The sequence below is a fragment of the Weissella sp. ESL1156 genome (genome assembly GCF_058505625.1).
In genome coordinates this window covers 1,622,348-1,635,573 of the sequence record NZ_CP196372.1, presented here as the reverse complement: position 1 = coordinate 1,635,573, position 13,226 = coordinate 1,622,348, and the positions used below count along the sequence as shown (strand labels likewise).

General features: G+C 37.3%; 9 protein-coding genes. 2 read left to right on the top strand and 7 right to left on the bottom strand.

The window, feature by feature from the left end:
* Positions 1-69 precede the first annotated feature (69 nt).
* From ACSKY2_RS08355 to ACSKY2_RS08340, 4 genes are all read right to left on the bottom strand, one after another.
* Complete coding sequence (locus ACSKY2_RS08355; protein ID WP_489877432.1) at positions 70-1,857, bottom strand: ABC transporter ATP-binding protein; 1,788 nt, start codon at positions 1,855-1,857, stop codon at positions 70-72.
* A gap of 1 nt (position 1,858) precedes the next feature.
* Positions 1,859-3,601 carry an ABC transporter ATP-binding protein gene (locus ACSKY2_RS08350; protein ID WP_489877431.1) on the bottom strand — a complete coding sequence of 581 codons (1,743 nt, stop codon included), beginning with the start codon at positions 3,599-3,601 and terminating at the stop codon, positions 1,859-1,861.
* 185 nt (positions 3,602-3,786) lie between these two features.
* Complete coding sequence (locus ACSKY2_RS08345) at positions 3,787-4,620, bottom strand: VOC family protein (RefSeq protein ID WP_489877430.1); 834 nt, start codon at positions 4,618-4,620, stop codon at positions 3,787-3,789.
* Between the two features lie 246 nt (positions 4,621-4,866).
* Positions 4,867-5,946 carry a DUF4767 domain-containing protein gene (locus ACSKY2_RS08340; RefSeq protein ID WP_489877429.1) on the bottom strand — a complete coding sequence of 360 codons (1,080 nt, stop codon included), beginning with the start codon at positions 5,944-5,946 and terminating at the stop codon, positions 4,867-4,869.
* Between the two features lie 479 nt (positions 5,947-6,425).
* Here ACSKY2_RS08340 and ACSKY2_RS08335 point away from each other — a divergent pair, with 479 nt between their 5' ends.
* Both ACSKY2_RS08335 and ACSKY2_RS08330 read left to right on the top strand, forming a co-directional pair.
* The gene (locus tag ACSKY2_RS08335; protein ID WP_489877428.1) at positions 6,426-7,040 is read left to right on the top strand and encodes a 5' nucleotidase, NT5C type; all 615 of its coding nucleotides are present in this window, start codon (positions 6,426-6,428) and stop codon (positions 7,038-7,040) included.
* A 2-nt stretch (positions 7,041-7,042) separates the two neighbouring features.
* A complete protein-coding gene (locus tag ACSKY2_RS08330) occupies positions 7,043-7,924 on the top strand; it encodes a class II fructose-bisphosphate aldolase (protein ID WP_489877427.1) in 882 nt (293 codons plus the stop codon).
* 72 nt (positions 7,925-7,996) lie between these two features.
* On the opposite strand, the gene ACSKY2_RS08325 is transcribed toward ACSKY2_RS08330, so the two are convergent.
* The 3 genes from ACSKY2_RS08325 to spxB form a co-directional block, all read right to left on the bottom strand.
* Positions 7,997-8,752, bottom strand: a complete 756-nt coding sequence (locus ACSKY2_RS08325) for a C39 family peptidase (RefSeq protein ID WP_489877426.1) — start codon at positions 8,750-8,752, stop codon at positions 7,997-7,999.
* 272 nt (positions 8,753-9,024) lie between these two features.
* Positions 9,025-10,866, bottom strand: a complete 1,842-nt coding sequence (locus ACSKY2_RS08320; RefSeq protein WP_489877425.1) for a BspA family leucine-rich repeat surface protein — start codon at positions 10,864-10,866, stop codon at positions 9,025-9,027.
* Between the two features lie 396 nt (positions 10,867-11,262).
* Positions 11,263-13,083, bottom strand: coding sequence for a pyruvate oxidase (gene spxB, locus ACSKY2_RS08315; RefSeq protein ID WP_489877424.1), 1,821 nt, complete (start codon positions 13,081-13,083; stop codon positions 11,263-11,265).
* Positions 13,084-13,226: the final 143 nt, after the last annotated feature.

Genomic DNA, 13,226 nt, shown 5'->3' with positions numbered 1-13,226 from the left:
TTAAAAGACATCTTGCCTACATAAACTAAAGTCTATACGTCATAGTAAACCACTATTACTCATTTTTTGCTAATCATACGCAATATTTTGTTTTTGAATCATACCGTAATAGACACCTTGTTTTGCCATTAGTTCATCGTTTGTACCACGCTCAATAATTTTTCCCTGATGCAATACTAATATCATATCAGCATGTTGAATCGTTGATAATCGGTGAGCAATGGCAATCGTTGTTCGTCCAGCCTGCATTTTGGTCAAACTACGTTGAATCAATTGTTCTGTCTCAGTATCGATGTTCGCAGTTGCTTCGTCCAAAATTAAAATTTTAGGATTCGTAGCAATTGTTCGTGCAAAGGCAATGAGTTGTTTTTCACCCGTCGAATAACTCGCACCTCGTTCAATCACTTTTGTCTGATATTGGTCGGGTAATTTATTAATGAAACTAGCTGCATTAACAAATTCTGCTGCCGCAACAATTTGATCATCTGTGATGTTTTCATTATATAATCGAATATTAGAATTAATCGTGCCATAAAACATAAATGGTTCTTGCAAAACTAGCCCCATCTTCTTACGTAATTCGCTCATCGAATAGTCACGAATATCACGACCATCCAACAAAATTTCCCCTGATCCAAATTCATAAAAGCGCATCAGTAAGTTAATAATTGAAGTTTTACCACTACCTGTTTGACCAACTAATGCGACTGTTTGTCCCGGTTCCGCAGTAAATGAAACATCTTTTAAAATCGGATGTTGACCATCATATGCAAAAGTGACGTGTCGAAATTCAATTTTCCCTTGTAGTAATTGCGCATCAGCATCTGTATGCTGTTGGGGAACGAGTGTTTGATCATCCATGATGCGTAATACACGCGCACCTGCCACAATTCCATCTTGAAAATCACTAAAATATTCCATCACTTGTGTTAACGGATTATAAAAATTCTCAAGATACGTGACAAATGCATATACAACACCTGCCGCGACAAAGGTATGAAGTCCTTGTACGCCAAACATGCCTAACACAACCACTGTTCCTAGTGCGTAGAATAAATTAATCACCGGACCTAGTAGTAACGCATTGACTCGTATCATAGCACGACGAGTATCTAAATACTCGTGATTAACGTCTTGAAATTCGCTGTCGACACGCCGTTCTTGTCTAAACTCTTGAATAACACCAATCCCATTGATTGACTCCGCTAATTTATTATTTAATGCACTTAATTTTTCACGCATACGACGATAAACTCGGGAACTGTATTTCTGATAATACCAAATAATCAACGCCAAAATTGGCCAAAAAATCATTAACCATAATGCAATTGTTTTATCAGTGGTGTACATTGCAATAAATGCTGTTACCATCGCAAACCCAGCGATGATCAAACTACTAAACAATTGCCAAAAATTCTGAAAAGCCATTGTATCATTAGTCAAACGCGAAAGGATTGAACCACTAGGTACTTGATCAAAGTAACGCATCCCCAACTGATGAAGTTTTTTAAATAAAATGCGCCGTGTATCCTCCAACATGTACTCTGATCCCATACTATATAAGTACGTTTGTGCAAATTGCGTAATGGCTTTAATGATCATGCCAAATAAATATAAGCCTGCAAAAAACCAAATGATCACAACTGTTGCATTTTCTTTGGCAAGATAGTGATCTAAGTAAATTTGAATAATTTTAGGTAGTAAAATATTCACAACACTAACGATCGCTGCAAAAAAAATTGACCAATAAAAGTACCATTTAAATGGTTTTGCAAAACGGAATAATCGTTTAATAATACGTAACTGCTGTTTAAAGGGAATGCTGTGTGCCCAAATAGACTCTGTTTTTTTTGCCACTTTACACCTCTCCTTCTACAGCTAATGCCTGTAAATCAAATGTTTGCGCATACCAACCATCTTGTGCTAATAACTGTTCGTGTGAACCACGTTCGATAATTCGGCCGTTTTGTAATACAAGTATTTCATCAGCATTCATGACAGAACTTAATCGATGAGAAGCAATAATCGTTGTTTTGTCTGCGCGTTCACGCCGTAAGGTTTGCAGTATCGCGGTCTCGGTTTCCGCATCAACTGCAGATAAAGCATCATCTAAAATCAATAATTCTGGATTAATCAATAAGGCGCGTGCAATCGCTAATCGTTGTCGTTGACCGCCTGACAATGAAATACCTTCTTCACCAACTTGTGTATCGTAACCGTCAGGCATCAAAGCAATTTGTTCTGCTAAATCACTTTTTAAGGCTGACTTTTCAACTTCATCTTGCGTTGCCTGAGGTCGTGCAAAACGAATATTCTCACGTATTGTATTTGAGAAAAGAAATGTTTCTTGTGGTACATAACCAATCGCTGGCATATAAGCATCTAACTGATATTGCCTAATATCAGTCTGATTGAATTTAATGACACCTTGATAATGATCAAATTCACGTAATAACAATCGAATAATTGTACTCTTACCAGAACCAACTGAACCAACCAGCCCTAATGTGCCACCGGCATCAATATGAAAATCAATATCAGTCAGTGCCGGAGCGTTCGCTTGTGGAAATGTAAAATTCGTTACTTGATAATCAATACTCCCTTTGGGTTCTTGCGTAATCGCATCTTTGGGTTCTTGAATACTACTTTGTTCTGCCAAAATGGTTGCTATCCGATCATAACTAGCATTTCCTCGTTCCAAGGTATTAAATAACATGCCTAACGCAAACATCGGCCAAACTAACATTGATAAATATGACACAAACGATACCAAAGAACCAATTGTAATTATTTGAGCATTAACCAAATGACCACCATAAACAATCGTCACAACATATGAAATTGCCATAATCATTGTCGTAATCGGGTCAAATAATGCATCTAATTTGTTTACCCGCCGATTAATGACAATGGTATCATCAATTTGCTGATTAAAGTCTGCTATATCTTCTGCTTCTTGCCCAAAACTTTTAATCACCTTTACGCCGCTAATACTTTCTTGTGCTTTGTTATTTAATCGTGAAAAAGCTGCTTGTGATTTTTTAAATGCAGCGTGCATTTTACTTCCCAGTACACGGGCCATGATTGCTAATAATGGTAATGGCAAAATAGCAATTAGCGTTAAACGCCAATCAACAACCACCATCATCGCAATTAACGTTGTACCTCCAGTAATAGCTGAATCAGCAAATTGTAAAATACCACCACCAGCAACACGTTGGATTGCTGATAAATCATTTGTTGCATGCGCCATCAAATCACCCGTTCGATAACGTTGAAAAAATGACGTATCCATCTTCATATAATGCCAAAAAATACGATGGCGTAATAATGATTCCAGTTTTGCTGCTTCACCCCAAATGGCATTACGCCAAATATAACGAGCGATGTACTGGACAACTGCAACAATTACCAGGCCACTCAAAAGCAATCCTAGATAACGTCCCGTTAACCGATCCATCCGAATTAAATCCACTAAATGACCAATAATCCAAGGTGGTAGTATGCCAAACAGTGCTGTCAATAACAGTCCTATGATACCCACAGTATAAATGCGCCATTCTTGTTTAAAATACCAACTTAGTTTTTTAAAAATACTCACACACTCACCACCTTCAAATCCAAATTAATAAGCCTCATTATATCCTCATTTATACTTTTTTAATACCTTCATGCTCATACCTTGATATAAGACAATTATTTTTTATTCGACAAAAAAGAGGGTATGACAAAAAACGTTTTGAAGCCGATTGTAACGACTGATGTCTCAGCCCTTCTGTTTTATTTTTATAGATGGTTTATCGTCAATGTTGTACCCATTGGATCATTAACGATAATTTGTTGTTGATTTAATTGTTTTACTTGCGGCAAGGATTTAGCCCGTTGCATTAATTGTTCAAAATATTGTTGATCTACAAGTACGTCCCAACTCACTAAACCTGCCTCTGTGATATGTCGTAAATCACTGTTATGACTTTGCCATAAATTAACTGCATGATGATGGTGGTAATGATTATTTGAGTAAAAATGCGCACTTGAATCCATGTCAGTCACTAAATCCATCTGTAAAAAGTTTAGGAAAAACTGATCTGCTGTTGCTAAATCACGCCCCATAAAATGTAAATGACCAATTTTCATTCCTGCAGGGAATCCTGTCCATGCATGTGTTTTTTTCGCCAAAAGTGCATCACCATCAACTTCATCCGTCCCCATTGTCACTTGGCCATCATGCCATTGCCAAGTCCGAAAATCACGGTCATGATATAATTCAATACCATTGCCTTCTAAATCATTAATATAAAGTGCTTCACTAACACCATGATCACCAGCACCCACCGGAATTTGTAAGGTTAACAACCGTTCTAATATTGAAGCCAATTCAGCCGCATTCGGAAACAGTAACGCCATATGATATAGACCTGTTTGTGCAACGGTTTGAGGTGTCCCTTGTAATAATGTCGTCAGGAATGGCGTTTCTCCTTGGCGAAATGCATAGTCAATATGTTTTTCATCAGAATCCACATCAACTAGTCCGAGTACCTTTTCATAAAATACGCGTGTCCGTTGTTCGTCAACTACCCGTATCGTTAAATGTTCAATATCATATTTTTCTGTTTTCATATTTAACGTTCTCCTGCTCCTGTTTTTAATTAACTAAAAGTAAGTATATGTGTTTTTCAATGGCTCGTAAAGGTTTTAAACAGCAACCTAAAATTAAAAAGGGGCTGAGACATAAGTCGTTATGATCAACTGAAAAAGGCGCTAATCTATCAATTTTGATTGGTAGATTAACGTCTTTAAACGTGTTCCAAAAGACTGAAGCCTTACTGTAACACTCTCTTTTCATGATGTGCCGACTGTTAATAACTACGATTCAGAAACCGTCGTCCCATCATTAAGTGTAATGTCAGTTTGTGATTCAGAATCAGCTGATGATGAAGATGATTCGTTCACAATACTAGCAAAATTGTTCTGTAGGTCAGCATTTTGTGTTTGTGCCAATTCTAAATCATCACCACTAGCTGTCTCTGTGCCATAAACAATACCTTGACCATCATGAATGACAAAGAAATAAGTTGTTGGTCCACTTGAACCCTGACGTGAACCGGTTGCAACTGCAACAACCTGATAGTCCGCCTTTTTGTCAGCTTTTGGTGACCAAGTAAATTTTACGTCATGATTATCCAACTTCAAATGGCCATCTAACTGACCTTTTTGCAATGCTGCTGGGAATTTATAAGCTAAATGTTGTGGCGTATTCCCATTATATGTACCAACATATGTTTGACCAACGGCATTTTGCCAAATATCCATATAAGCAGCCAATTCTTTTGTCTGATTAGTTGACCACTGAGCGGCAACCTTTGCCGTCGTCTTTTTCTTGTGACGACTTGCTGGTTTCTGATGATCTTTTTTACTTGTTGTTTTTTTTGATGAAGCAACCGCTTTTGTTGACGAACGTTTCGTTTTTTCGTTGCCAATTTGAGCGTTTTGCTGATTATGACGAACAACAATAAAGCCACCACCAATTAAAACAATTAATACCACTGCCACTGCAATGACCATATCATAACGATGTTTTTGTTGCTGATGTTCTGGTGTTTGTTGTTCTTGCCCAGCTACCAAAGTTGTCTGCTCTTTGTTGACCGCCTCCGTCACAACATCTTCTTCTATATCATCAACTTTATTATCTGGTGTATTGATTGTCGTCTCACTAGCAGTGGGCATTATTGATGATTCAAGGTCACCGTCTGTTTCATTTGTAGACGAATTTTTAGTTACTGCTGTCTTTGATTCTACCGTGGGTGTCTCATCAGCAGACGTTTGCGCCAAATCCGTCCGCACTCTTTCCCTTAAATGTATCGTCATTTCATCAAATTCTGCTTGTGTAATAACACCAGCATCTAATAAATCTTGATATTGGTGTAATCTTTCTTCATCGGTCATTGACTAACTCCTTAATAACCTAATAACGTTAAGTTTATCTGACCATTATCCCATATAAATCAATTTTCGTGTGATTTTTTATCTCATCTTTGACTGCTCTGACACCGATAGTAACTTGCATGATACTGATTATTTTTTCAATTATTATGCGATAACAATCATTTCATATGCTCATATCACTTCATCAAAAAGCCGTTTTTTTATCATGTAGCATTTAAATTTTTAATAATTCAGCAAAAATAAAATACACTATACCAATTATAAATTCATTTTACTTTTCAGTCTGTAAAATAATTATATGCACAAACGTTTCCATCGTTAATACGGCAACAAAAGCTTTAATATGGGTAATTATCAAAAGTTAAGTTATTCTATTTTATTTTTTGTCACCGCCAACCAGATTTATATACCATTTAAAGATTTTCCCTTGTCAGCTATTTCATTTCGCTGTATACTCATTTTGCGTCAAGTTCTGAAATATGACGCAGAAAAGGGGGAACTATATTATTAAAAAATTATTTATTGATATGGACAATACACTTGTCAATACATTGCCTGTATTAAATGCTGAAAATAAAAATATCCAAAAATACCATGTTAAAAAGCCAGATCAAATTCCTGGCATTTTTCGCCATCTTGATCCCTTACCAGGTGCTATTGATGGTGTTAACCAATTAGCAAATTACTATGACTTATACATTCTGTCCACAGCGCCTTGGGAAAATCCCACTTCATGGCAAGATAAGATTAAGTGGCTGACTGACTACTTTGGCAATGGGCCTAATAGTCCATTCTATAAAAAAGTCGTCCTAACGCATCAGAAGAATTTAGTTAAAATGCCAAATAGTTTGTTGTTGGATGACCGTCCTTATCACGGTGCTAGTGATTGGGATGACGACCAAATGAATAGTTTTTGGTTACAATACGGTTATGATGATCGTCTCGTATGGACCAAAGAACTTGTCACATTTTTGATAGCATTATCACAAATTGACACTAGTTCTTTAAAGCAAGATTTAAACGTTGCAAACGCACAGCATCATTACATACTGCGCCAAGCAACGACAACATTAAAAAAAGAAAGTTGGGAATAAAAATGACCATTGTTTCAGGAAAAGAAGTTGTTAACAAAGCACGTCTTGACGGCTATGCTGTTGGTGCATTTAATACCAATAATTTAGAGTGGACTGAAGCCATTTTAAGAACTGCCCAAGCAAAAAAAGCACCAACTATGGTTGCTGCTTCAATGGGCGCTATCAAGTATATGGGTGGTTTCAAAACAGTCGCTGATTTAATTCGCAACCTAGATCATGAATTAAATATCACCGTTCCAGTTGTGATTCACCTTGACCATGGTGACTTTGAGGCGGCTAAGTCTGCGATTGCAGCCGGTTTTACCTCAGTCATGTTTGATGGTTCTCACCTGCCACTAGCGGAAAACCTAGCCAAGACACGTGAAATCGTTACTCTTGCCCACTCTAAAGGTATCTCGGTCGAAGCTGAAGTAGGTAGTATTGGTGGTGAAGAAGATGGTGTTATTGCTAATGGTGAAATTGCGCCGATTGATGATGCCGTTGCAATGGTCAAAACTGGCATTGATTTCTTAGCTGCTGGTATTGGTAATATCCATGGTCCTTATCCAAAAAATTGGCAAGGACTACATCTTGATCACCTACAAAAATTAACAACTGCAATCAATGCTATTGCCGACGAGAAAGTACCAGTCGTTCTACATGGTGGTTCTGGAGTCCCCGATGAGCAAATTCGTACTGCCATTTCAATGGGCGTTTCTAAGGTGAATGTTAATACTGAAGCCCAGCTTGCTTTCCACCAAGCATTACGTGACTTTATCTTAGCTGATCATGACTTAAAAGGTAAAAACTATGATCCGCGAAAGTTATTGGTGCCTGGTGTCAAGGCGATTGAAAGTAGCTTAGCAGAACGGATTGATGTCTTTGGCAGTGAAAATAAAGCATAACTGGCAAAATTTCATTAAAGAACCAGGAAATTATCGTCTAATTTATGACAATAATCTCCTGGTTTTCTATTTTTATTTATTCGTAAACACCCAAATGTGTGTTAAATTTTGTTGTATTTCACTATTCGAAAAACTTGTCAATGAATGTTTTTTCTTTGCATCATCGTTAGGATCTAGCAAACGAATATTTTCCCCATCAGAATGAGAGAGTACCATAATATGCCCAACTGTCGTGAACTTTCCCGGCTTGACAGAAATAACAACTGGTATGCCTTGTTTCAAATACATTGTCGCATGACTAATATCCGTGCCCAAGTCCTTATAGTGATAGCCATATTTTTTCGCAAATGCTGGAAAAATTGTCCATGATGTACCTGCATCTGTAAAGTAATCATTTTTCGCCCATTGCAACACATTATCAACTGTTAATGGTGTGTGTTTCCAATATGCATTTATCATTGATAACGAAGCAATCGCACAGGCATTCTTATCAACTGTCGTATAGATGCCCCAGCCATAAGGTTTGTTTGCCCATCTTTCATCTGTTTGCAGAATTAAGTTATTATTTAGTCCTTTTGATGCCAATTGTTTTCGTGTTTTAAACTCATAACTTTTCATCGGATTTTTCATAGCTTCTTGTAAAGCATCCACTTGATGCCGTTCTTTCTTTAAATTGCGTTTTGTGACAGATAATTTGTCCGCTAGTAATTGCTGTTGTGTATGATGATGTTGCTGCATAATAAAAATAATACCTATAAAAGCAAGTATTAAAATCAAGAAAAATTTCACTGATTTTTTTAATTGCCGATGCCCCCTTTGGCTATCCATATGCTTACCCCCACCCTTTTTAATAATCTAACCTTATAGTCATTATATATGAAAAAATTCAATATCTTAGAAATAAGATGCTTATGATACTTAATCGTGGTTATTCAAATACCCTTGACTAACAATAACAATGTACTAACACAAATTCTTGAACGTCGTATATACAAAAATTTTCTCGTAATCAGTCATTCGATGTTGACTTTCTAAAATCAAAAAAGAACCACCTAATCATATCAAAAAATGATTAAGTGGTTCATTATTATTTAAGATAATTAACGCTGTCGCTTACGTCGTGTACTCAATAGACCAATGAAAGCTACTATGCCGATAACAACACTAGTAAGGATAATATTATCCCTTTTATCCATCACATTCGTTTGTGGTAATTTTGATTTATTGGAAGCCATTTGTTGTTGCAATCCCTGTTGATTACTCATTGTAGAATCAACAAGTGGTTGGCTAGCGACAGTTGCTGACCCGATTGTAGCGTTTGTATGATCATGTGATGATACAAAATCATTATTTGGAACAGTAACTGAATTAGCTGATGAACTATTCATACTTGAGTGATGACTTGCACCTGTTGATGTACCGCTACTATTCGCTGTGCTTGAACTTGCTGATGCACTGCTACTATCTACGGCACTTGAGCTCGTTGAATCACTACTGCTATCTACGGCACTTGAACTCGTTGATGCACTGCTACTATCTACAGCACTTGAACTCGTTGATGCACTGCTACTATCTACAGCACTTGAACTCGTTGATGCACTGCTACTATCTACAGCACTTGAACTCGTTGAATCACTACTACTATCTACAGCACTTGAACTCGTTGATGCACTACTGCTATCTACGGCACTTGAGCTCGTTGATGCACTGCTACTATCTACAGCACTTGAACTCATTGATGCACTACTGCTATCTATGGCACTTGAGCTCGTTAATGCACTGCTACTATCTACAGCACTTGAACTCGTTGATGCACTACTGCTATCTACGGCACTTGAACTCGTTGATGCACTACTGCTATCTACGGCACTTGAACTCGTTGATGCACTACTGCTATCTGTGGCACTTGAACTCGTTGATGCACTGCTACTATCTGTGGTACTTGAACTCGTTGAATCACTACTATCTGCTGTGCTTGAACTTGTTGCCCCACTGTGACCATTTGACGAATCGATATCTCCCCAGATGTATGTTTTATTCACTTGAGGATGTGCTAAATCAACTAGCACCTTTCCAGTATTATCTTCTTGCCATTGACCATTTGTTTCATTCCCTGTAATTGGGTTTACAACGCCTGCTTGTGGATTAACTAACCAAGGATCGACTAATTTTGCACTTGGTCCCAACTTTAATTTTGCGACTGATGTCCGATAGAGCATGCCACCAAAATCAGTCACATTTTGTGTATTAAAACTCGTCAAATCAAGCATAATTAAGTTTGGTGTGTCAATAAACATATTCCCCATAGTTGTCACTTGACTTGTATCAAATGACGATAAGTCAACCTGCCGAATACCAGAATTACTAAACATATCTTTCATACTCACTACACTTGCAGTATTTAATTTACTCAAATCTGAAGTTACTAACGCACTCGTATAAGCAAACATGCCATTCATATTTGTGACATTATCTGTATGCCAAGAACTCAAATCCAGATAAGTTAAACTACTATCAAATAGAAACATATTTTGCATACTATTAACATGTGATGTATCAAGATTGTGCAATCCTTGAATTTGTTTTAAATTATTGCCAAACGAAAGCAGTCCTGTACTGTCCTGTGGCGCAGTTACTGGACCAAGGAAAACAATCTTGCTTACTTGACTTTTAATTGATGCTAAATCAGTATCTGGATTGCTAAGTTGCCCACCGCCATTAACGCTTAATTCACCCGTACTTTTATTAAACGTCCAAGTAGCAGTTCCCCACACACCAGTCGTTAAATTATCGTTTGTATCTTGATCTTGTGTTTGTGTGCTATTCTGGTTGCTACCACTAGTCATACTATCAGAAAACACTAAATCAACGGTTGCTGGTTCGATCACTGTACCCACTAATAGTGATGATAATAACGCCATAACTTGTACTTTTTTACTCATCTCAATGCTCCAATTTATGAATTTTATATGAAAAATTCAGATATAAATTATGTTTCTTTTGTCAATGTTTGATTATAGTCAATAAAAAGACAATATTACTATCAACCTTTTATTTATCAAATAAAATAAGTAATAATTGCATTGAGATGATCAATAAAAACAGCATTATAAATACTTAAATTATACAAAAATATAGATATTTAAGTACTTTTTGTATTAAAAAATTCATTTCTGATAGACGATCAGCAAATTTTTTTGTTCGACATCATGATTATTAATCGTTAAATTAAAAAGACCATCAATTTTAACCACTTAACTGTGGTAAATTGATGGTCTTAAATGTATCACAAAAGGTCAAAAATTTCTTTTAAACTTTTGGATTCACTCTTTTTAAAATTAAAAACTAAATTTGTTACTGTTTTCTTCCTTAATGTACTTTGAAGTCAAACCTTCAGCTTCAAGGAACTCACGGAATGGTACCAACTCTTGTGCTTCGTACTTTTCCTTGTAGTCATTAACAACATCTTCACTGTACAAATTAGTATCAAGCTTCAATGTTTCAACTGGAATTGGACGATCCTTAGTGATTTTTGCATCAACCACAACCACACGACCTTGGTTATAGTAGTCAACAGCTTCCTTCATCACACGATCAATGTCTTCAATACGGCTAACAGTCAAACCAACAGCACCTTGTGCTTCGGCAATCTTAGCGTAGTCAACATCAGTAAAGTCAACACCAAAGTTATAAGTATTTGTATCCTCATACTTATTCTTGATGAAACCATATTCCGTGTTTGTAAAGACAACATTGATAACTGGCAAGTTGTAACGAACGTTAGTAACAACATCAGGGTAAGTCATTGAGAAAGCACCATCACCCATCAAATTCCAAACTTGACGATCTGGGTATGTGTTTTTGGCACCGATACCACCTGGCAAACCAATTCCCATTGTTGCAAATAATGGTGACGTACGCCACATATTCTTAGGTGTCATGTGCAAATGACGAATTGACATTTGTGTGACGTTACCAACATCAGTTGAGAAGATAGCATCTTCTGCAGCATACTTGTTAATAGCATTGTAAACTTGGTAAGCTTGAAGATCACCTTCAGTCTTTTGCTCAAGTTTGTTCATGTAGTCACGCCAGTTTTGAACGTTCTTAATGTTTGCATTCCACCATGATGACTCTGAAACAGGAGAAACCTTAGCCAAGATTTCATCGATTGCTTCACCAGCATCACCTAGAATTGCAACATCGGTTTGGTGACGCTTTCCTAGCATTGCAGGATTGTTATCGATTTGGATGAACTTGTCAACGTTACGGAAAGTTCCCTCAACTTCTGAGAATGGGAAGTTTGTTCCGACGAACAAAACCGTATCTGCCTCAAGAACAGCTTCATTAGCTGGTTTCCAACCAACACGGAATGTTGATCCAGTCAATGCTTCAAAATCCCAGTCAAAAGTCTCAAAGTTCTTACCAGTTGTAATAATTGGTGCCTTGATCTTACGTGCCAATTCTTGTACAGCAGGTCCATGACCAATGGTACCAACACCAGCATAGATAACTGGACGCTTTGCTTGGTTTAGCAACGAAACAGCTTCATCGATATCTGATTCATCAACAGGTGCTGACTTGTATTCTTTGTACTTTAAACCTGAAGAATACAATGGTGTTGAGTAAATTGAGTTTTCATTAATTTCTGCAAAACCAAAGTCTGCAGGTACTTCAAGAACGGCAACACCACGCTTAGCAATCGCTGTACGAATGGCATCATCAACCAAGTGAGGTAATTGCTCAGCAGTTGCGACACGGCGGTTATATACGGCAATGTTTTCGTACATTGGATTTTGGTTTAATTCTTGGAATGAGTCCATGTTCAATTCACGAACTGGCTTTGATCCTAAAATTGCCAAAACTGGTACGTTATCCATTGCAGCATCGTACAAACCATTAATCAAGTGAGTTGCACCAGGACCACCAGAACCGACAGTAACGCCTAACTTACCGCCGAACTTCCATTGCATAACGGCAGCCATTGCACCAACTTCTTCATGCTTTACTTGCAAGAATTTGATGTTGTTCTCAGGATTACCCATGGAATCCATCATACCGCTCAACGTTCCAGAAGGGACACCATACATTGTGGTAACGCCCCATCCTTCCATAACCTTCAAAGCTGCTAACCCAGCTGAGATCTTCTTATCTGACATCTAACATATCTCCTATAAAATAAACGCGCTGTAAACGTTTTCTTTCCACTGCTCTTGATTGTATCGGAACAGTGTATTCATGTCAAGTACTTATATAAAGTAAATCAGTCTATTTTGGTGTGATTCATCATTTCAGAAAATCA